Raw genomic sequence first — 20,512 nt, 5'->3', positions numbered from 1 at the left:
GCGGCACTCTTCGAACTCGCCCCACGCCGAGGCTCGCTCGTGGACGTCCCTGGCGGCGTAGTTCTGGCCGGTGAACGAGGGTGAAATGAGTTCCCTTGGAGCGCTTCGGAACTGCGTGCAATCCGCCCGAGACACTGGTGCTGCAATCGGCTCGACTCTGGACATACATACAGTATGTATGTAAAGGTGTTGGCACCGCGACTCGATGGAGGAAGACGATGGCAACCAGCACCGCACTCGGCCGGACGCACGAGATCGATCTGCCCGGCGGCCGCATCCGCTACCACGAGACGGGGGAGGGGCCGCCCGTCGTCTTCGTGCACGGCCTGCTCGTCAACGCGGATCTGTGGCGCAACGTGGTGCCGGGCATCGCCGCGGCCGGCTACCGCTGCCTGGCCCCTGATTGGCCGCTCGGCGCGCACTCGATTCCGGTGCCCGACGCGGATCTGACGCCGACCGGGGTGGCCGACCTCATCGCCGCCTTCCTGGAACGGCTCGACCTGACCGACGTCACGATCGTCGCCAACGACACCGGCGGCGCGATCACCCAGGTGCTGATGACCCGGCAGCCGGCTCGGATCGGGCGGGTGGTACTGGCCGCGGTCGATAGCTACGAGGGGTTCCTGCCCGCGCCGTTCACCGCGCTGGGCTGGCTGGGGTGGGTCCCGGGTTCGCTGCGGCCGCTGCTGGAGGCCCTGCGGATCCGCGCACTGCACCGCACGCCGCTGGCCTTCGGCCTGGTGGTCAAGCGGCTGCCACCGCGGGAGGTCGTCGATTCGTACGTGCTGCCGAGCCGCCGGTCCGGCGGAGTGCGGCGCGACCTGCGGCGATTCCTGAAGACCGCGCGCAAGAAGTACACGCTGGAAGCCGCGAAACATTTCGCGGGGGTCGAGGTTCCGGTGCTGCTGGTGTGGGCGCGCGAGGACCGGGTCTTCCCGCTCGCGTTCGCCGAACGCCTGGCCCGCGACCTGCCGCACGCGACGCTGCAGGTCGTCGACGACTCCTACACACTCCTGCCGGAGGACCAGCCCGAGTTGCTCACCGCAGCGATCCTGGAGTTCACTCGGCTGCATGCCACGCCGTAGCCAGGAGGATCGCTCCCGCACCACCAGGGCCGCGCTCGAACAGGCCGGACGTCGCCTGTTCACCGAGCGCGGCTTCGCGGCGACCTCGGCGGAAGAGCTCGTCACCGAGGCCGGGGTCACCCGCGGTGCGCTGCATCACCACTACGGCGACAAACGCGGTCTGTTCCTCGCGGTGCTGGAGCAGATCGAGATCGAGAGCACCGCGGAGATCGAATCCGCCATCGGCGCAGTCGATTCCGACGATGTGATGGCCGCGATGGCGATCGGCCTCGGGCTTTTCCTGGAGATCTGTCAGCGCCCGCCGATGCTGCGGATCGCGCTCACCGACGCACCCGCGGTGCTGGGCTGGCAGGCCTGGCGCGAATTCGAGAGCAGGCACGGCCTCGGCCTGATCACCACGCAGTTGGAGCGCGCCCGCGCCGCCGGGCTGATCGCGGACGCGCCGGTGCGGGTGCTGAGTCAACTCGTGCTCAGCGCATTGAGCGAGGCGGCGTTGATCGTCGCGCACGCGGACGACCCCGACACCGCCCGCGCCGACGCGCAGCAGTCGGTGCTGCTGCTGATCTCCGGCCTGCTGCGGAACTGACATCCGATGGATGCCGACGCGGTGACGCCGAGCTACTCCACGAACTGCAGCTCGACCTGCGGCAACTCCGCCATCACCCGGGCGCAGACGGCGCGATGCCAGGTGGCGGGGTAGCGGGTGCCCGGCTCGTGCCTGCAGTAGTCGTCGTTGGTCCGGTAGGTGTGCAGGCGCGGCGAGATCTCACCCGCCCCGATGGCGTCGACCATCGCATCGACGACCTGCTCGGTCTCGTCGGCGATTTCGGCGAGCTCACGCGCGACCGTGTCCGGGATCTGGAACGCGCCCTTCTCCCAGCGCTCCACGGTGCGCTCGGCCACGGCGAAGAGCCGGGCGCACCATGGCACCGGCAGGCCGAGTAATTCTCGAGTGGCCCGGAAACCCGCGGCGGTTCCGGTGCCAAGTAGGTCGTCCAACTGTGAAAACCCCTCCCCAACAGTGCGGTAGAGGAAAAGAATAGGTCAGCGCACCGAGCGGCAATGGCGGATTCGCCGGGACTGGTCGATCAACCCCTACTGGCGCCGGACCGGTATAGGGGTGCGCGCCTGCCGAGGGCTGTCGGGTGTTCATGGGAGGATGAGGCGTGCGTTTGTATCGGGATGTGGCGGTGGTGGTACGCCAGCACAAGCTGGGCGAGGCGGACCGCATCGTCACGTTGCTGACGCGCCAGCACGGTTTGGTGCGTGCCGTGGCCAAGGGAGTGCGCCGGACGAAATCGAAGTTCGGGGCCAGGCTGGAACCGTTCGCCTACATCGACGTGCAGTTGCATCCCGGCCGCACGCTGGACGTGGTGACCCAGGTACACACGGTGGAGGCGTTCGCCGCCGACATCATCGACGACTACGGGCGCTACACCACGGCCTGCGCGGTGCTGGAAACCGCGGAACGGCTGGCCGGTGAGGAGCGCGCGCCCGCGCCGCGGCTGCACGCGCTCACCGCGAGCGCGCTGCGCGCCATCGCGGCCAAACAGCGACCGCACGAGCTGATCCTGGACGCGTACCTGTTGCGCGCCATGGGTTTCGCGGGCTGGGCGCCCGCGCTGGACGAATGCGCCAAATGCGCGACCCCCGGTCCGCATCGGGCCTTCCACGTCGCGGCGGGGGGCGCGGTGTGCGTGCACTGCCGTCCGCCCGGTGCGGCGACCCCGGCACAGGGCGTGCTCGACCTGCTGGTGGCGTTGTTGCGTGGCGAATGGGAGTACGTCGAGGCGGTGCCCGAGGGGGTGCGCAGGCAGGCCAGTGGCTTGGTCGCCGCGCATCTGCAATGGCATCTGGAGCGGCAGTTGCGCACGTTGCCGCTGATCGAGCGGTCCCGGGCGGTGGGTTCGCCCGCCTGATCAGGGGCCTGGACGGAGACCGTCACAGGGTCTCCACAACCATCAGGCAGGATAGGGGCCGTGATCCTGCGCCGAGACTCCTCCACCGCGACCCGGCCGAACCCCGCGGGGTCGGTCGCGACCAGCACCGTTCGCCCGCCCTCGCAGCATCCGTCGGGGGCGCGTCCGCCTGCCATCCCGGCTGAGCTGGTGCCGAACCATGTCGCGCTGGTGATGGACGGCAACGGCCGCTGGGCCCAGGAGCGCGGGCTGCCGCGCACCGCGGGGCACGAGCGCGGTGAGGCGGTGCTGATGGACACCGTCGAGGGTTGTATCGAAATGGGCGTGAAGTGGCTCTCGGCCTATGCCTTCTCCACCGAGAACTGGCGGCGCAGCCCCGACGAGGTGCGCTTTCTGATGGGCTTCAACCGGGACGTGATCCGGCGCCGGCGCGACGAGATGAACGAGATGGGTGTGCGGGTGCGCTGGGCGGGTCGGCGGCCCCGGCTGTGGCGCAGCGTGATCAACGAGCTCGAGATCGCCGAAGAGATGACCAAGCACAACACGGTGATGACCCTGACGATGTGCGTCAACTACGGCGGTCGCGCCGAAATCGCCGACGCGGCAAGGGAAATCGCACGCCGGGTGGCCGCGGGGGAGATCGATCCGGAGAAGGTCACCGAGGCGACGGTGGCGCGGTTCCTGGATGAACCGGACATGCCCGACGTCGACCTGTTCCTGCGCCCCTCCGGGGAATTCCGCAGTTCGAACTTCCTCATCTGGCAGTCCGCCTACGCCGAATTCGTCTATCAGGACACCCTTTTCCCCGATTTCGACCGGCGCAACCTGTGGGCCGCCTGCCTCGAGTACGCTTCGCGTGATCGGCGCTTCGGCGGCACCAAGTGAACGGCGGCACAGGCATGGAATCATCGGTGACTCCGGAACAGGAACTGCAGGCGCGCGCGGGCGCCTCCCTGTCGTACTACGACATCGACGTGCGCGTCGATCCCGAGGGCTCGATCGGCTTCGAATACGAGGGCGCGCTGTGCTCGTTGCGGGCGGTCAACCTGGCCCCCGGCCTCGATGTGCTGACCTTGACCTGCGTGCTGGCCTGGGATCGGCCGCTGAACGCGCAGCTGCACAAGCGGGTCGCCGAGCGGAACAACGCGCTGCAGTTCGGTTCGCTCACCGTGATCGGCCACGACAAGCTCGCCGACATCATCCTGCGCTACACCTTCCCCGCCGCGGGTCTGGAAGATCAGGCCCTCGCCACCATGCTGGTACTCGTGCTCTCCGGCGCGGGCAAGGCCCGTCAGGGTCTGGTGCCCTGAGTCGGCGCCCGGTCCGTCCGGTATGTGAGTTATCCGCGCACCCATGACAACTGTCATGCGCGACACGTGACAGTCATGTGGGGTCGTGCGCGCCGCGGTGCGCGAGTGTTGAGGCATGACATCAGCACTGACGACCGGGGCCGTCCGCGCAACGGCCGACGGGTCCGCGAAACGCTCGGCCGCGGCCGCGATCGAACTGCGCGATCTGCGTAAGAGCTTCGCGCTACCCGGCGGCGGCGCGGTGCAGGCCGTGGACGGGCTGGATCTCGTGATCGAACCCGGCGAGATCGTCGCCTTCCTCGGGCCGAACGGGGCGGGCAAGACCACCACCCTCGACATGGTGCTCGGCCTGGCGTCCCCGGACGCGGGCAGCGTGGCGGTGTTCGGCGGTACGCCGGCGGAAGCGCTTGCGGTGGGCCGGATTTCGGCGGTGCTGCAATCCGGCGGGTTGCTGCCCGATCTCACCGTCGCCGAGACGGTGCGGCTGGTCGCGACCCTGTACGCGGCCGCCCGGCCGGTCGACGAGGTACTCGGGCGGGCAGGCATCACCGAGATCGCGGGCCGGCTGGTCGGCAAATGCTCGGGCGGGCAACGACAGCGGCTGCGGTTCGCGCTGGCACTACTGCCGAACCCGGATCTGATCGTGCTCGACGAACCCACCACCGGCATGGATGTCGAAGGGCGCCGGGACTTCTGGAACGCGATGCGGGAGGACTCCGAGCGCGGCCGCACCGTCGTGTTCGCCACCCACTACCTGGACGAGGCCGACGCGTACGCCGATCGGATCGTGCTCGTCCGGGCGGGCAAGGTGGTCGCCGACGGCAGCGCGGCCGAGATCAAGAATCTGGCGTCGGGTCGCGCGGTGCGCGCCACCCTCGCCGGTGCCGTGCCGCCGGATCTGCTCGCGCTGCCCGGTGTCGACGACGTGGAGCAGCGGGGTGACCGAATCATCGTGCGCACCAGCGATTCCGATGCGGTGGCCCGCTACCTGCTCACCGAGACCGCGGCCGTCGATCTCGAAATCACCTCGCACAACCTCGAATCCGCCTTCCTCGCGCTGACCACCGGAGAGAACTGAGATGACAACCCTTGCCGCCGAGCCGGTTTCCGCCCGCCGCCCGACCCCGCTGGGCGGGTTCAGCCTCGGCTTCCTGCGGGTGGAGCTGCGCCGCATGCTGCGCAACCGGCGCACGATGATCTTCACCCTGCTCATCCCGCCGCTGTTCTTCGTCATCTTCGGCCTGCAATCCGATTTCCGGACGCAGTCCTACGGCTCCGGCAACGTGACCGGTTACGTGATGGTGTCGATGGCCGTGTACGGCGCGATGCTCGCCACCACCAGCGGCGGCGCGATGGTGGCGATCGAACGTGCCCAGGGGTGGAGTCGCCAATTGCGGCTCACACCACTGCGTCCCGTCGCCTATATCGCCACCAAGGTCGCGGTCGCGATGGTGCTCGGGCTGGTGTCGGTGACCGCGGTCTTCGTGGTCGGCGCCGCGCTCGGCGCGCACCTCACCCCGGTCGCCTGGGTGAGCTGTTTCCTGCTCGCCTGGCTCACCTCGCTGGTCTTCGCGGCGTTCGGGCTGTTCGTCGGCTACCTGCTGCCTTCGGAGAACGTGATGCAGTTGCTCGGCCCGGTGCTCGCCGTGCTGTCGTTCGCGGGCGGGCTGTTCATTCCGCTGCACGGGTGGTTCGACACCGTCTCCCGGGTGTTCCCGACCAACGGCGTCGCGACGCTGTCCCGAATTCCCTTCGGCGACAGCAGTGCCGGGTCGATCGCGTTGGGTGTGCTGAACGTGGTGGTGTGGGCGGCGCTGTTCATCGGCGGGTCGGCGTACCTGTTCCGCCGCGACACCGCGCGTTGAGCTGCCCGCGGTCGCCCGTCGAGGGGTGGGCGACCGCGTCGCGGTCGGGTCGCAAGGAAAGGTCGACATGACACCACGTGACATTCGGTGCGTGCGGTGGGCGGGTGCGGGTTCGGTACCGTCAGTCCTCGTGATCGCCCACCATTTCCGCAGCGTTCGCCGCTCCCCGGCGCGGGCCGGAGGTGTGGCATGGGACTGAACGCCCGGCTGCGCGCCGTGCGGGCGGTGGGCCTGTCCGGGCTCATCGATCGCGCCCTGGAGGACCAGTCGTACACGGTGAACGGCAGGCGCCGCGGGTGGTTCGGGGTGTTCATCGCCGTGGTCTGGCTGGTCTGGCTGGTGCCGCCGATCATGCAGCACTGGTCACGCGGAGAGGAAGGCGACGCAGTGCTCGCGGCGCTGTTCCTGCTCGGCTTCGCCGCGCTCGTCGTCGGCTCGTTCCTGATGTTCCGGCGTACCGGTCCCCGCGACCTCATGGTGGATCAGCCGGTCGATCAGCGAATCTGGGCGGTGCTCGCCCTGCTGGTCGGCTTGCACGTCGCCCTGGTGGCGACCCTCGGCGGGGCCGCCTTGCCGACCGCGCTGTACGTCGCGGTGGTCGCGATCTTCCATCTGCCGCTGCGCGAATCCGGTTACGTGGTGCTCGCGGTGATGGTCGCGCTGCTGCTCGTTCCGGTCGTCGCGCCCCGCTCGCAACTCGCCGACGTGCCGTTCTACCTGGCCTTCATCCCGGTGGGGATCTGGCTGGCCCGGCAGCTGGGCCTGCGCGGCGAGCGGTTGGCCGAGCTGAACCGCAGGCAGCGTGCGGAACTGGACCTGGTGGAGGAGCGTAACCGGGTGGCCCGCGACGTGCACGACATCCTGGGCCATTCGCTGACCGTGATCACGGTGAAAACCGAACTGGCACAGCGTCTTCTCGATGTCGATCTGGCACGGGCACGGACCGAGCTGGCCGATATCGAGCGGCTGGCACGGGAGGCGCTGGCCGGCGTGCGTGAGACCGTCGGCGGTTTACGGGAGGTGTCCTTGCGTGGCGAACTGGCCAATGCGAGAACGGCATTGGCTGCAGCCGATATCGCCGCGGATCTCCCCGACGAGGTGCCCGATCCGGCGCACGGCGAGCTGTTCGGCTGGGTGCTGCGCGAGGCGGTGACCAACGTGATCCGGCACAGCGCCGCCCGGCACTGCACGGTGCGGGTGAGCGCCACCAGCATCGAGGTGGTCGACGACGGCCGTGGCCTCGCCGCTGTCGCGGGTTCCGGGTCGGGGTTGACCGGCCTGCGTGAGCGGGTGCGCGCGGCGGGCGGCACGTTGACCCTCGCCACCCCGGAGGGAGGGGGTTTGCGTGTCTGTGCCAGCGTGCCGGGCTGAGGCTTTGCCCCGGCCGGCGAAAGAGTCGAGTGTGGTTCGGCGCGCACCCGCGCGAAACAGGAAGTGGGAACGATGATCCGGCTGCTACTGGCCGACGACCAGGCGCTGGTTCGCGGCGCACTCGCCGCGCTGCTCGGACTGGAGTCCGACCTGGAGGTGGTCGGCGAAGTGGGGCGCGGCGACGAGGTACTCGAGGCCGTCGATCGCACGAATCCCGATGTGGTGCTGCTGGATGTGGAGATGCCGGGCATGGACGGGATCGCCGTCGCCGCGCAGATCCACGCCGCGCATCCCGGCGTGCGCATTCTCATGGTGACGACTTTCGGCAGGCCGGGCTACCTGCGTCGCGCGATCGATGCCGGCGCCGATGGCTTCGTCGTGAAGGACACTCCGGCAAGGGAACTCGCCGATGCCGTGCGCCGGGTGCAGCTGGGTCTGCGGGTGGTGGATCCGGCGTTGGCGGCCGAAACACTCACCGCGGGTACGTCGCCGCTCACCGAACGGGAGCGCGAAGTCCTCGCGGCCGCGGCCGACGGGGCCACCGCGGGGGCTATCGCGAAGAAGCTGCATCTGTCCGAAGGCACCGTCCGCAACCATCTTTCGGCCGCCATCGGCAAGACCGGCAGCACCACCCGCGCCGAAGCCGTCCGGGCCGCCGAGCGACTCGGCTGGCTCTGAGCGGCTGTCGCCGCGTCCGGACGGCTTCGCCGCGGGTGCAGGCGACTATCCCAGCACGACGCAGGCGGGGCCCGCGCCGATGCCGGAGCCCGCGACGGTCACCGTGGTGAGGGTGTAGGCCTCGCCCTGCACGTACTCGGCGGCCCAGATCTTGTGCTCGCCCTTCTTGGCCGGCGTCCACACCGTGCTGGCCTTGCCCGACGCGTCCGCGACCGGACCGACCGGCTTGAACGTGGTGTCGGTGCGCGCACCGTCGACCTCATCGAGGAACACGACCGTGGCGCCCGGCTTCGCGGTGGCCGTGACCGTGTAGGAGCAGCCGGCGCCTAGCGACGCGCCCGAGCTACCGAAGCTCAGCCCGGGCGAGACCTCGATCCGGGACACCGAGGCGCCCGCGCTGGGTGCGGCGAGCGCGAGCGCGGCGGTCACCGCACCGAACGCCGTGACAGCGGCGGCGGTTTTGGTCGAGAAGATCACGACAAATTCTTCCTTCCGACAACGAATTCCCCTGGCTGGGGCACGCCCGACACTTGCACAGGCGCTGGCCGAGATCAATGGGCCGAGCGGCTGATATCTCGGCGCGACGCGTCGCCGCTACCGGTGACCAGCGAACTTCGGAACTATGCTCGCCTGATAGTCCTCTGAGAATCCGGCAAAGCGGACACTTTTTCCGGGCTCGCGGAGTTGACACGGGTAGAGGGCCGACCTGGCCACCATGAAGGAGTTCGGTATGAGTCTCATCGGGACGCTGCTCGGAATCGTCTTGACGGTGTTCATTCTGCTGATGCTGGCCCGGCTCGTGCTGGACTGGATCGGCGTGCTCGGCAACAGCCCGGCGTGGGCGAGCAAGGCGCGCGACGTGACGCACGCTGCGACCGAGCCGGTGATCGCTCCGGTGCGCAAAGTGTTGCCGCCGATTCGTGCGGGCGGTTTGTCGATCGACCTGGCCTTCACCGTGGTGTTCATCGTCGCGCTGATTCTGCGCGCGGTCGCGTTCAGCCTCTGATCGGGGTTGCCGCCGAGCCTGTTTCCGAATTCATTCGTTCGGTATACAGGACGGCAAAAGCGGCAGTACCCCGACATCGGTAGCCCTATATTTTTCGGTGTGGGAGGACGACTCGCGCTGGTGATCGGATCGGAATGCGCTGCGCTGCCGCGTCTTTCGTTTCCGAAACAATTGGCTTGGGACCTGTATTCGAGTTTGAGCGAACGGGGCGCATGGCAACCGGCGACCTCCTATGACGGGCCTATTGTCGATCCGACCGCCACCGAGCTGCTGTCGGCGATGGACGAGGCTTTTCGCGCGGCCTCGACCCGGCAGGCGACCTTGCTGATCAGTTTCGTCGGTCACGGCAAGACGACGGGCGCTTCGGATTTCTATCTGCTCGCCGTCGATACACCCGAAGATGTCAACCTGCACAACGCTTTCCACCTGCCGCAGGAAATCCGGGACCGCTTGAACAGAGCGTCGCTCGACGGTTTGATCGTGCTCGTGGACGCGTGCGAAACCGGGCAGGCGTTCACCGGCGCGGCCACCCGGTGGTTCGACCGGATCGACCAGGCGACCGGCCGGATGGAGCTGCTGGTCGCGGCCGACGACGGCAGCGCGTACGGCGGCTGCTTCACCCGGACGATGGTGGAGACCTTCGCGAACGGCCTGGACCTGGGCGGGGCGAACCTGCTGCCGTCAGACCTGCGCTCACCGATCGCCACCACGTGTACGGGTCAGCATCCCAGTCATCTCGGCGCGGCTTTCGGCGGCGATGCCGGGCTGTGGCTCGTGCCCAATGTCGCGCGGCATCGCGACGCGGTGGCGGGGCGGCGCGCGGCGGGCCTGGTGGACCAGCTGACCCGCGGCGTCGTGCTGACCGCCACGCTGCGCCGGCGGCTGGAGGACGTGGTGAACGCGCGGGGCCGGCGGTTGCGGGCGGTGGTCGGCTCGGCGGGATCCGGGAAGTCGACCTTGATGTCCTTGCTCGTCCGGCCCGACCTGGTGGGCGACCTGGACGACCAGTCCCCGCGCAGCATCACGGCCGCGGTCTTCCTGGACGTGTCGAGTTCGCTCGAGTCGTTCGTGGACGAGCTGGCCACCCAATTGACCGATCGGGTCGCGGGTTTCGCCGCGGCGCGCGCGGAGGTCGAGCGCGCCTACCGGGGTCGTTCCGGGCCTGATATCGACCAGTTCGCCTTGACGGTGACCCAGCCGCTGAGCGGACTGCGCGAAAAACACCGCATCACGATCGTTATCGACGGACTCGACCAGCCGCGTCCGGGTACGCGCGAACTCGTCGTCGCTGCCGTCGCCGAGCTGACCACCCGGGCGGATTTACGCAATGTCCATGTGATCACCGGGATCCGGGCAGGTGCGGGGATCGAACACGCTGCGGCGCTCGGACATATGTGCCGGATCGATCTCCAGCCGCCCACCGCCCGGGACATCGCCGGGGTGATCGGCAGGGGACGAGCCGAATTCACGCAAGCGTCGTGGGCCGAGTGGATCGGTGACGCGTTGCACCGGCTGGTGGCGCAGGCTCCGGCCGGTGGTTGGCTGCTCGCCCGGCTGCTCACCGAAATCGCCTACCACGGCAGCGGCGACACCGACGTGCTCGAGGCGATCGGTTTGACGGGTCTGATCCAGCGCCGTGTCGCGGCGGTGTGGCAAGGGGCCGAAGAGGATTCGGCGACCGTGACGGTGCTCGGCGTGCTCACCGCGGCGGGCGCGGGCACCGTGCTGCCGCTCGAGCTGTTACGCGCGGCGCTGGCGGAGCGGCATATCGGGTTGAGCGAGGCCAGGATTCGGGATCGCGTGGTGGCGTTGGGCGCGCTGATCGCGCGGGGGAGTCCCGGCGTGGCGGAGGAGAGCCTGGGCATCGCGCACAGCGCCTTCGTGGCCCCGCTGAGGGAGGTGTTGCGCGAGAACGGTTTCGACCTGCGCGACGGGCACCGAGCCATCGCGGCGGCGCTGGCGGTCACCACGTCGGCGCAGGCGACCGAGTACGCCGGCGGGTCGGCGGTGCGGCACTATCTCGCCTACGGCGATTCCGCGGCGGCGTTGCGGTACCTCGAAAGTCTCGATACCGGAAGGGCTTCGGACAACCGCGACCGGTGGGCGGCGTGGTTGCCCGCGTTCCACGAGTCGGCCGATCCGCTCGACGTCCTGCGCGCCCGCTACAACCTGGCCTGGTGGCGTGGGGAAAGCGGCGACAAGCAGGCCGCCGTCGAGGACTACGAGCGATTGCTCGCCGATCGGCGCGTGGCGCTCGGCGACGACCATCCGGAGACCCTCGACACCCGCGACAATCTGGCCTGGTGGCATGGCAAGAACGGCGATGTCGCCCAGGCCGTCGCGGAGTATCGGGTGTTGCTCCGCGATCGGCTGCGCGTGCTCGGCCGCGACGATGTGGCCACCTTGCGCGCGCGGGGCAACCTGTCCTACTGGCGTGGCCGCGGCGGCGACTTCGCGGGCGCGATCACCGATACCGAGGCTCTGCTGCACGACCGCCGCCGGGTGCTCGGCCACGACGATCCGGACACCCTCGCCACCCGCAACAATCTCGCGTGGCTGCACGGCCGCAACGGCGAACCCGACCGGGCTGTGCGCGAGCTGCGCGAGTTGCTCGACGACCGGCAACGGGTGCAGGGCCCCGAGCATCCGAGCACCTTGGCGACCCGATTCGATCTAGCGCAATGGCGCGGCAAGAACGGTGACATCGCCGGCGCCATCGCGGATTCCGAACTGTTGCTGGCAGACGAGCGCCGGATATTCGGCCCCGACGATCTGCACACCTTCGGTGCCTGGTGTCATTTGGCCAAGTGGCTCGGGCACGGTGGTGCCACCGACCGCGCGGTGGCCGAACTCACAGTGTTGCTGGCCGAGCAGACCCGTGTCCTCGGCCGGTCGAACATCGCCACCCTCGCCACCCGCAACCGGCTGGCGTGGTGGCGGGTGCGAAACGGTGAGACAGCCAGGGGCATAGTCGGTTTCGAACAGGTCCTGGTGGACCGGCAGCGCATTCTGGGGCCGTACCACAGCGATACCCTGCGGACCCGGTACGACTTGGCGCGGTGTCGTGGCTACGCCGGAGACGTGGCAGGCGCGATCGCCGAACTGGAGCGAGTGCTCGCCGATCGGGTCCGGGTGCTGGGCGAGCGGCATCCGCACACCAGAAAGACCGTCGCCGAGCTCGAATACTGGCGCGGCTCAGCGTGATCAGGCCTGCGCCGGGCTCGCGGTGCTGCCGTAGGGGAGCAGGGTGCGGACGCCGCGCGCCAGCGTCTCCGGATCGACATCGCCGATGATCAAGTGCTGCAACATGAATCCGGGCAGGATCCCCATGACGGCGACGGCCACCGCGTGCAGGTCGGCATCGTCGGGGAGCCAGCCGGCGTCGCGCATCAGCTCGGTGTACTCGTACATGCGGTCACGGATGCCCATGATCGCCTCCTTGACATACACCGCGGCCTCGGGGTGCACGAGTGCCAGCGCCCATGCCTGCGGGGCCAGACGTAGGGGTCCGTCGGGGCCGCTCTGCGCGATCATGTTCTCGGCGATCGCGCCGACCAGGCGGTCCGGCGTCGGCAGGGGGTCGGCGTGGATCAGCTCGCCCATCACCGCGCGCAGGCCGACCGAGGTCTGGCCGGCCAGTGCCGCGATGATCTCGTCCTTGCTCTTGAAATAGCGGTAGACGGCACCGGCCGACAGCCCCGACTCCGTGAAGACGTCCTGCATGGAGGTCTCGTGGAAACCTTTGCGCGCGAAACACAGCCGCGCGGCGTCCAGGATCTGCTGCCTGCGGCGTTCCAGGTGTTCTTCGCTGACCTTGGGCATGAGTCCAAAGTAAAACGAATATCCGTTCTTGACAAGTCCGAGGGGGCGTGCGACGCTCGATCCATCGAAAAAGAACGGTCATTCGATTTATGGGAGTACGTCATGAACATCAACCAGCGAGCGCTCGCCATCGGTGTCGGCGCCGCTCTGCTCCAAGCGCTGATGCTGGTCGCCTTCGCCTGGCCCGCGGCCAATATCGCACCGCGCGACGTACCGATCGCTGTCACCGGCCCGCAGGCCGACATGGTGATCGGCAAGCTCACCGCGCACAGTCCGGACGCGTTCGAGATCTCCCGGCCGGGCGACGCGGCCGCGGCTCGTGCCGCGATCGAGCGCCGTGCGGTGTACGGCGCGATCGTCACCGGCGACGGGCCGCCCCGGATGCTGGTCGCCTCCGCGGCGAGTCCCGCTGTGGCGCAACAGCTCACGCAGATCGGCCAGCAGCTGTCCGCCGGTGCGGCGGCGCCGGTGGAGGATGTGGTGGCCGCGGACGCCGACGATCCGCGCGGCGCCGCGTTCGGCGCGATGGTGCTGCCGCTGGTGATGTCCGGCCTCGCGGCGGGCGTCCTGATCAGTCTGCTGATCCCGGCCTTCGGCGCAAAAGCGCTGGGACTGTGCACCTTCGGTGTGGTCGGTGGCCTGCTCAGCATGGCGATCGTGCACGGGTGGATGTCGGTGATCCCCGGTTCCTACCTGGTGCTGTCCGCGGTCGCCGGGCTCGCGTCGTTCGCGGTGGCGGGCGCTGTCGTCGGGCTCTCCGCCGTCATCGGCCGGGCAGGCATCGGGATCGCCGCCCTCACTCTGCTGCTCATCGGCAACCCGTTCTCCGCGGCCACTTCCGCACCGGAACTCCTACCGCAGCCGTGGGGTGCGATCGGCCAGCTCCTCCCGCCCGGTGCCGCCGCTTCCCTGTTCCGCTCGGTCGCCTTCTTCGACGGTGCCCGCGCTACGGGACCCCTTGTGGTCCTGCTGATCTGGGCCGTTGCCGGACTGGCACTGCTCGCCGTCGCCGCTTTCCGTCCCCGGACCGAAACGGCGCACGCGACCCCGGTTCCGGTCCCCGCCACCACTGGCTGACCACCACCGAGCGGGACATGCGGCCACAGCGGCCGCATGTCCCGCTTTCCCGTTTGTCGAGTGTCTCGGCCTGCTGCTCGTTGTCGGCGACGGTATTCAGTCGACAGTGAACGCCAGGGTCGGTGCGGTGGCCGCGCCCTCGGCTTTCTGGTTGTTGTAGGTGAGGACGTAATTGCCGGTCCCGGGGGCGGGAACGACGAAGACGACGTAGTTCTTCGGGTTGTCGATGGTCTTGCCCGCATCGAGCAGCTCGTTGATCTGGCCGCGGTCGTCGGCGACCACGGACTTGCCGTCGGGGGTCTGCAGCGAGAAGTACTCGGTGAAGATGTTGGTGCCGCCCGCGGCGATCCCCGGCCCGCCGCTGATCTTGATGCGCAGCGCGAGTTCGTCCTTACCGCGCTCGTTCTCGGCGTAGCTGGGGGCGAGCTTGCCCGCGGTCACCTCGATCGTGGTCTGGTCCTGCACCAGCGTGCCGGTGACGGGCAGCGTCTTCGGCTGCACGCTCTCGACCTTGCCCGCGGCACTGAGCGGAATCTTGGTCTGGTTGTCCGAGGCCTGGCCGTAGACCACGGTCATCGTGTCGAGCAGATGCTCGGCGTCCTTGGCGGACTTGACCGGCGTGGTCACCGAGCCCTTGGCCGACCCGTTGCCCGGCACCGTCGGGTTGTTCCAGCTCGCGCCGCCGTCGACCTCGGTGCCGACCAGCAGCGAGGTGTTGTTGCTCATCGTCTTGTTGTCGAGCGTGGTGTTCTTGTAGGTGATGTCGATCAGCACCTTCGCGCCGCCGAATTCGTCCGGCACGACCGTGGCCTTGTCGACCGTGATGTCGAAGCCCTCGAACCAGCCGGTCTTGCCGACCGTGCGCACCGTCGCCTGGGTCGCGCTACCCGGCGAGCCGGTCGCGGCCACGCTGGTGGCCGGCGTGCCGGAAGCCGGTGTCGCCGTGCCGTCTTTGTCGTTGCACGCCGTCAGCGCGAGCGCGGCGGCGCCGAGCACCGCGGCCGCCGCCGCGGTGGTGCGCAGCCGCCGGGGCCGCGCGGGGACTGCGGATGAGATCAGGGTCGAGCGCACGCTGCCTCCAGAAGATGGGCGAAACCCCAGAGCGATGCCCGGTTCGGCCGGGCGTCGCGGGGTTCGCGTTGAAATCTGCCGGGGGAAGCGTGGTGTTAACCAGAGTCCGGTCCGCTGAGCGGACCGCGGCCGGACTAGAGCGTGCCGCGGCCGTCGCCGTTGTCGGCCGTTTTGCAGGAGCGGCAGGTGCCGAACACCTCCATGGTGTGGCTGACCTCGGTGAATCCGTGTTCGCTCGCGATCGCGTCGGCCCACGATTCCACGGTCGGGCCCTTGACCTCGACGGTGCGTCCGCAGTGCCGGCACACCAGATGATGGTGGTGGCCGGTGGAACACTGCCGGTAGACGGATTCGCCGGTGTCGGTACGCAACACGTCGACCATGCCCGCGTCGGCCAGCGATTGCAGGGTGCGATACACCGTGGTCAGGCCGATGCCCTCGCCGCGCTTGCGCAACTCGTCGTGCAATTCCTGGGCGGAACGGAACTCCTCGATATCACCCAGCAGCGCCGCGATCGCGCTGCGCTGCCGGGTACTGCGGATGCCGACCGGCTTCTGCGGTACGACCGTGTTGTCTGGCACGAATCACCCTTCCTCGGCGTGCGCGACGGCGTCGACGACGATATGCGCGAGATGGTCGTCGACGAGTTCGTAGAGCACCTCGCGACCGGACCGCTCGCCGTGGACGACGCCCGCGGACTTGAGGATGCGCAGATGCTGGCTCACCAGCGGTTGGGTGACGCCGAGCGCATCGACCAGTTCGTGCACACAGCGCGGCGACTCGCGTAGTTGCAGCACAATGGCGATGCGGACCGGTGCGGCGAGGGCGCGCAGCAGTTCGCCCGCGTCCTCGAGCACAGTGCGCGCCGGTACCGGTGCCGGCGCGGGCGAGCGGTACGGGTTGTGCGGATGCGCCGTGGCAGTCTCGGTGGTCATGTCACCAACTCCTTATTGGAAAGCGATCCCATTTTGATATGCACAGTTGCGCATGTCAAACGGACGCGCCGAACAGTGCTGGTGCCGCGGCGATGCCCGTGCGGTGGAAACTCGGTTGGGCAGGGCCGATAGGCTGTGGGCGAGGTCTGATCGGACCCGACTGAATCCGACTCGTAGTGGATGGAGAATTCTCGAGTGGCACCCAAGTCGAAGGTGGACACCGTTGCCAACCTCGCCAAGCGCCGGGGTCTGGTGTACCCGAGCGGTGAGATCTACGGAGGCACCAAATCGGCATGGGACTACGGTCCCCTGGGTGTCGAGCTCAAGGAGAACATCAAACGCCAATGGTGGCGTTCGATGGTCACCAGTCGCGAGGACATCGTCGGCCTCGACTCGTCGGTGATCCTGCCGCGCCAGGTGTGGGTGGCCTCCGGCCACGTCGGTGTGTTCAACGACCCGCTGGTCGAATGCCTCAACTGCCACCACCGCTTCCGGCAGGACCACCTGCAGGAGGCCTACGCGCTCAAGAACAAGATCGACGATCCGGACACGGTCTCGATGGAGCTGCTCGCGTGCCCGAACTGCGGCACCGTCGGCAAGTGGACCGAGCCGCGCGACTTCAACATGATGCTGAAGACCTACCTCGGCCCGATCGAGTCCGAGGAAGGCCTGCACTACCTGCGCCCGGAAACCGCGCAGGGCATCTTCGTCAACTTCGCGAACGTGATGACCACCGCGCGCAAGAAGCCGCCGTTCGGTATCGCGCAGATCGGCAAGAGCTTCCGCAACGAGATCACCCCCGGCAACTTCATCTTCCGCACCCGCGAGTTCGAGCAGATGGAGATGGAGTTCTTCGTCAAGCCCGGCGAAGACGCCGAATGGCACAAGTACTGGATCGAGACCCGCTTCTCCTGGTACACCGATCTGGGCATCAACCCGGACAACCTGCGGCTCTACGAGCACCCGAAGGAAAAGCTGTCGCACTACTCGGCGGGCACCACCGACATCGAGTACCGCTTCGGCTTCCAGGGCAACGAGTGGGGTGAGCTGGAGGGCGTCGCCAACCGCACCGACTACGACCTGAAGACGCACTCCGAGCACTCGGGCACCGAGCTCAGCTTCTTCGACCAGACCACCAACGAGCGCTACATCCCGTACGTGATCGAGCCCGCGGCCGGTCTGACCCGCTCGCTGATGGCCTTCCTGGTCGACGCCTACGCCGAGGACGAGGCGCCCAATGCCAAGGGCGGCGTGGACACCCGCACCGTGCTGCGGCTGGACCGCAGGTTGTCGCCGGTGAAGGCGGCCGTGCTGCCGCTGTCGCGTAACGCGGACCTGACGCCGAAGGCGAAAGACCTTGCGGCACAGCTGCGGCGGAACTGGAACGTGGAGTTCGACGACGCGGGCGCGATCGGCCGGCGCTACCGTCGTCAAGACGAGATCGGCACCCCGTTCTGCATCACCGTCGATTTCGACACGCTCGAGGATCAGGCGGTGACCATCCGGGAACGGGATTCGATGACCCAGGAGCGGATCGCGCTGGACAAGGTCGAGGGCTACCTGGCCCAGCATCTGCTGGGCTCCTGAGCTTTTCGCGACACGACGAACGACCCGTGCCGATCAGTCGGCGCGGGTCGTTCGTCGTTCAGTGACTCGGCGGCAGCGGTGGGGTCGGCGGCGTCGGCGGCAGCGGTGGCCGGGGCGAATCGGACTCGTTGCCGCGCACGGTGATGCCGATCGCGGTCGGGATGAGCAGGGCGCAACCCCACGGCACCGCCACCCAGAACGGCCAGAAGTACCCCAAACCGGTAGCCGCCCAGATCAACAGGCAGAGCATGTTCACGAAGACCCACGGGGTCCACATGATGACCACCCATTGCGGCACCCGTTTCGACACGGCCTCGCGGGTATTGCGTTGCGTCGGCAGGTCGGCCAGCAGCGGCGTCAGCTCGCCGTAGGTCTTGGCGGCGTACACCTGCTGCAACCGGTCGTCGAATTCGTGCAGGCTCAACCTGCCCTCGTTCATCGCCAGACGCAGTTGTTCGACGATCTTCTCGCGGTCCGCGTCAGAGGCCCGCACGTGCTCCACTCCCACGACAGTCAGCGTAGGGCGTGGCGCGCCGCCTGTGCACCACTTGTTCTGGTGTGGTCAGCGGGGGACGTCCCAGAACGCGAGCTCGTGCCGCATGCCCTCCAGGAACAGGGCCTCGGCCCGGGCCGGGTCCGCACCCGCCTCGTCGATCATCTGGGCGATGCGGCGGGTGAGGTCGGCGAAGCCGGGGTCGGCGTAGGTGTCGACCCAGCGGCGATAGCGCGGTTCGGCGGGCGGGTTCTCGGCGAGCCGTGCGCCCAGGTTCGAATAGCCCCACATGCACGGGTAGAGGGCGGCCAGACCCTCGGCGTAGTCGGCCGCCGACTCCAGCAGGAATGCCGTATATGCCGTGCAGGCAACGCCTTTGGTGGCGCCGTCGAGGTCGGCGCCGAATTCGGCGGCCAGCGAGCGGTGCAGCGCCAGTTCGTCGTGGTAGGTGGCGTGTGCCAGATCCACCAGGTCGGCGAGGTGGGCCGACGGCGCCTGCCAGGCCAGGCGGCTGAACACCCGGACGTAATCGAGCAGGAAAAGGTAGTCCTGCTCGAGCCAGGATCGGAAAATCGGCTCGGGCAGATCACCCTTGGCGATCCCGGCCACCGTGGGATGCGTGAGCTGATGCTCGACCAGCGGACGGCCGAGTTCTTCCAGATGTGCGGCAAGACTCATGCCGACCAGTCTTGCGTACCCCGCGGTTTGCACCCGCGCGGGTGTTGCCGCACGCTTGCGAGGTGTTGCGGGATGAGGATGCGGTGGTGCGGGTGCTGGCGCCGTCGGAACAGCGGTTCGTACGGCACGGCACGTACACGGGTCGCTCGGTGTCGGTGACGGGAGCGGTGGATATCGCGGCGGTGCAGGGGGCGTTCGCCGCGTTGCAGACGACGTACCCGGTGATCACCTGCCGGATCGGCGAAGACGAAGAGGGGACCGGATATCTACTGCGACCGGGGGATTCGCCGGTGGGGGCGACGGTGACCGAGGGGGACGTCGAGACGATCGGTCTGCCCGCGACGCCGCTCGACCCTGGAACCCAGCTCGCCTACCTCGAGGTGGTGGTGTCCGGCGAAGACCGTTGGCGGCTCACGCTGTTCGCGCATCACAGCGTCGCGGACGCCGGGCACTGCGTCGAACTGCTCGCCCGCTTCTGGGACCACTACACCGGCCTCGTCGAAGGAACACCGGTGGCCGGTGCACCGCATGACTATCCGCGGCCGTTGGAATGGCATGTGGCACAACGGGGCATCGTGGCGGGGGCGGTGTCCGGCTTCGAGGCGGTGGCGCGGCCGCTGCCGGTGCCCGCCCCCATCGTGGCCGCGGCTCGCGCGGACGGCCGCGGTGCCGAATCGGTGAACATCCGGTCGTCCGGATCCGCGGTCGCGGTGCCCAGCTCCCTTGCCCGCCCTTTGCGGACCCGCCTCGACGCGGCGGTCACGGCGCGGATCGTCGCACTCGGGCGGCATCGCGGGGTGAGCGTGAACGGGTTGGTCACCGCGGCGCTGTTGCGCGCGTTCGCGTCCGGAATCACCGATGCCGCAACCGGTCCGGTGCCACTCGGCTGTCTGTATCCGGTGGACATGCGTTCCCGGCTGGTGCCGAAGGTGGCTCCCGGGGACGGCACCAACATGGCAGGACTCGCGTCGTTCGCCGCCGAGGTGGACCTGTCGGGGAGCGTTCTCGAGCTGGGCGGGCGGATCGCGCAGCAGCTGCGTGCCGATCTGGCCGCGGGCATCGTGCAACAGTCGGTGCTGCATTTCCCGGACTTCTTCGGGGACAAGCGGATCCACTCGCTGGCCGGTCACGTCGCGGTGACGAACACCGGGGCGGTGCCCTCGTTCCGGACACCGGCCGGCCTGGAACTCACCGATTACGAGATCGTCTACCTCTCGGCCCATCCGCGCCCGTCCACCGGAGCCTCGGCAGCCGTGACCTTCCTCGTCTACACCTTCCACGGCGCACTGACGATCGGCCTGCTGGGCGGCGGTCCTCAGGCGAACGGGCTACTGGACGCGGTACGCAACGAACTGCTCGCCCTGTCCGGCGAGACGATCGTCAGCGATGACCGGTAGCTGACGCAGTGCGGCCGCAGCACCCGAACGACGCGACACCTGCGCCGCCTTTCAGATAGGCGCGGGCACGTGGGCACGCGGCCGCGAGTACGCCGCGCACGTTTCGTTGCGCCGCGCACGAAATCGTCGGCGAATCCGTACGCGGGACGCGAATATGCGCGCGGGACGCGATATGCGCGCGGGACGCGATATGCGCGCGGGACGCGAATATGCGCGCG

General features: G+C 68.7%; 22 protein-coding genes. 14 read left to right on the top strand and 8 right to left on the bottom strand.

The window, feature by feature from the left end; translation table 11 throughout:
• The first annotated feature begins 218 nt into the window (after nt 1-218).
• Nucleotides 219-1,085, top strand: coding sequence for an alpha/beta fold hydrolase (locus tag NVU01S_RS05020; protein WP_043677387.1), 867 nt, complete (start codon nt 219-221; stop codon nt 1,083-1,085).
• Complete coding sequence (locus NVU01S_RS05015; protein WP_043677384.1) at nt 1,072-1,671, top strand: TetR/AcrR family transcriptional regulator; 600 nt, start codon at nt 1,072-1,074, stop codon at nt 1,669-1,671. The genes NVU01S_RS05020 and NVU01S_RS05015 overlap by 14 nt, the downstream gene beginning before the upstream one ends.
• 32 nt (nt 1,672-1,703) lie before the next feature.
• On the opposite strand, the gene NVU01S_RS05010 is transcribed toward NVU01S_RS05015, so the two are convergent.
• Nucleotides 1,704-2,084: an Aca2/YdiL-like domain-containing protein gene (locus NVU01S_RS05010; protein ID WP_014982760.1), complete on the bottom strand. Its 381-nt coding sequence runs from the start codon at nt 2,082-2,084 to the stop codon at nt 1,704-1,706.
• 167 nt (nt 2,085-2,251) lie between these two features.
• On the opposite strand from NVU01S_RS05010, the gene recO reads away from it, so the two are divergent.
• From recO to NVU01S_RS04975, 7 genes are all read left to right on the top strand, one after another.
• Nucleotides 2,252-3,004, top strand: a complete 753-nt coding sequence (recO, locus tag NVU01S_RS05005) for a DNA repair protein RecO (RefSeq protein WP_014982761.1) — start codon at nt 2,252-2,254, stop codon at nt 3,002-3,004.
• Between the two features lie 66 nt (nt 3,005-3,070).
• Nucleotides 3,071-3,889 carry an isoprenyl transferase gene (locus NVU01S_RS05000; RefSeq protein ID WP_370466237.1) on the top strand — a complete coding sequence of 273 codons (819 nt, stop codon included), beginning with the start codon at nt 3,071-3,073 and terminating at the stop codon, nt 3,887-3,889.
• A gap of 14 nt (nt 3,890-3,903) precedes the next feature.
• Nucleotides 3,904-4,314 carry a hypothetical protein gene (locus NVU01S_RS04995; RefSeq protein WP_042263390.1) on the top strand — a complete coding sequence of 137 codons (411 nt, stop codon included), beginning with the start codon at nt 3,904-3,906 and terminating at the stop codon, nt 4,312-4,314.
• 115 nt (nt 4,315-4,429) lie between these two features.
• Nucleotides 4,430-5,392, top strand: coding sequence for an ABC transporter ATP-binding protein (locus tag NVU01S_RS04990; RefSeq protein WP_244467417.1), 963 nt, complete (start codon nt 4,430-4,432; stop codon nt 5,390-5,392).
• Between the two features lies 1 nt (nt 5,393).
• Nucleotides 5,394-6,179, top strand: a complete 786-nt coding sequence (locus NVU01S_RS04985; RefSeq protein WP_043677380.1) for an ABC transporter permease — start codon at nt 5,394-5,396, stop codon at nt 6,177-6,179.
• 189 nt (nt 6,180-6,368) lie between these two features.
• Complete coding sequence (locus NVU01S_RS04980) at nt 6,369-7,550, top strand: sensor histidine kinase (protein WP_052281060.1); 1,182 nt, start codon at nt 6,369-6,371, stop codon at nt 7,548-7,550.
• Nucleotides 7,551-7,622: 72 nt separating this feature from the next.
• Nucleotides 7,623-8,228 (top strand): response regulator transcription factor, encoded by a 606-nt coding sequence (locus tag NVU01S_RS04975; protein WP_043677378.1) that lies wholly within the window; start codon nt 7,623-7,625, stop codon nt 8,226-8,228.
• Between the two features lie 45 nt (nt 8,229-8,273).
• On the opposite strand, the gene NVU01S_RS04970 is transcribed toward NVU01S_RS04975, so the two are convergent.
• Nucleotides 8,274-8,705: a hypothetical protein gene (locus tag NVU01S_RS04970; RefSeq protein ID WP_029892646.1), complete on the bottom strand. Its 432-nt coding sequence runs from the start codon at nt 8,703-8,705 to the stop codon at nt 8,274-8,276.
• Between the two features lie 253 nt (nt 8,706-8,958).
• Here NVU01S_RS04970 and NVU01S_RS04965 point away from each other — a divergent pair, with 253 nt between their 5' ends.
• Both NVU01S_RS04965 and NVU01S_RS04960 read left to right on the top strand, forming a co-directional pair.
• The gene (locus tag NVU01S_RS04965; RefSeq protein ID WP_043677481.1) at nt 8,959-9,234 is read left to right on the top strand and encodes a YggT family protein; all 276 of its coding nucleotides are present in this window, start codon (nt 8,959-8,961) and stop codon (nt 9,232-9,234) included.
• A 99-nt stretch (nt 9,235-9,333) separates the two neighbouring features.
• Complete coding sequence (locus tag NVU01S_RS04960; RefSeq protein ID WP_052281059.1) at nt 9,334-12,438, top strand: tetratricopeptide repeat protein; 3,105 nt, start codon at nt 9,334-9,336, stop codon at nt 12,436-12,438.
• Here the strand turns inward: NVU01S_RS04960 and NVU01S_RS04955 are convergent, their stop codons facing one another.
• Complete coding sequence (locus tag NVU01S_RS04955) at nt 12,439-13,056, bottom strand: TetR/AcrR family transcriptional regulator (protein WP_043677376.1); 618 nt, start codon at nt 13,054-13,056, stop codon at nt 12,439-12,441.
• 102 nt (nt 13,057-13,158) lie between these two features.
• Here NVU01S_RS04955 and NVU01S_RS04950 point away from each other — a divergent pair, with 102 nt between their 5' ends.
• Nucleotides 13,159-14,133: a hypothetical protein gene (locus NVU01S_RS04950; RefSeq protein WP_043677374.1), complete on the top strand. Its 975-nt coding sequence runs from the start codon at nt 13,159-13,161 to the stop codon at nt 14,131-14,133.
• 96 nt (nt 14,134-14,229) lie between these two features.
• Here the strand turns inward: NVU01S_RS04950 and NVU01S_RS04945 are convergent, their stop codons facing one another.
• From NVU01S_RS04945 to NVU01S_RS04935, 3 genes are all read right to left on the bottom strand, one after another.
• Nucleotides 14,230-15,204 (bottom strand): hypothetical protein, encoded by a 975-nt coding sequence (locus tag NVU01S_RS04945; protein WP_043677372.1) that lies wholly within the window; start codon nt 15,202-15,204, stop codon nt 14,230-14,232.
• A 134-nt stretch (nt 15,205-15,338) separates the two neighbouring features.
• Nucleotides 15,339-15,785 carry a Fur family transcriptional regulator gene (locus NVU01S_RS04940; protein WP_043677370.1) on the bottom strand — a complete coding sequence of 149 codons (447 nt, stop codon included), beginning with the start codon at nt 15,783-15,785 and terminating at the stop codon, nt 15,339-15,341.
• Nucleotides 15,786-15,788: 3 nt separating this feature from the next.
• Complete coding sequence (locus tag NVU01S_RS04935) at nt 15,789-16,139, bottom strand: ArsR/SmtB family transcription factor (RefSeq protein ID WP_043677368.1); 351 nt, start codon at nt 16,137-16,139, stop codon at nt 15,789-15,791.
• A 195-nt stretch (nt 16,140-16,334) separates the two neighbouring features.
• Here NVU01S_RS04935 and NVU01S_RS04930 point away from each other — a divergent pair, with 195 nt between their 5' ends.
• The gene (locus NVU01S_RS04930; protein WP_042263382.1) at nt 16,335-17,726 is read left to right on the top strand and encodes a glycine--tRNA ligase; all 1,392 of its coding nucleotides are present in this window, start codon (nt 16,335-16,337) and stop codon (nt 17,724-17,726) included.
• Between the two features lie 58 nt (nt 17,727-17,784).
• On the opposite strand, the gene NVU01S_RS04925 is transcribed toward NVU01S_RS04930, so the two are convergent.
• Both NVU01S_RS04925 and NVU01S_RS04920 read right to left on the bottom strand, forming a co-directional pair.
• Nucleotides 17,785-18,234: a DUF1707 SHOCT-like domain-containing protein gene (locus tag NVU01S_RS04925; RefSeq protein WP_244467416.1), complete on the bottom strand. Its 450-nt coding sequence runs from the start codon at nt 18,232-18,234 to the stop codon at nt 17,785-17,787.
• Between the two features lie 54 nt (nt 18,235-18,288).
• Nucleotides 18,289-18,897 carry a TenA family protein gene (locus NVU01S_RS04920; RefSeq protein ID WP_043677366.1) on the bottom strand — a complete coding sequence of 203 codons (609 nt, stop codon included), beginning with the start codon at nt 18,895-18,897 and terminating at the stop codon, nt 18,289-18,291.
• Nucleotides 18,898-18,959: 62 nt separating this feature from the next.
• Here NVU01S_RS04920 and NVU01S_RS04915 point away from each other — a divergent pair, with 62 nt between their 5' ends.
• Entirely contained in the window at nt 18,960-20,294 is a 1,335-nt protein-coding gene (locus NVU01S_RS04915) for a phthiocerol/phthiodiolone dimycocerosyl transferase family protein (RefSeq protein WP_244467415.1), read from the top strand.
• The last annotated feature ends 218 nt before the right edge of the window (nt 20,295-20,512 follow it).

The sequence above is a fragment of the Nocardia vulneris genome, from assembly GCF_001613425.1.
Classification (GTDB): Bacteria; Actinomycetota; Actinomycetes; order Mycobacteriales; family Mycobacteriaceae; genus Nocardia; species Nocardia vulneris.
This window is presented reverse-complemented; position numbering and strand designations above follow the sequence as displayed.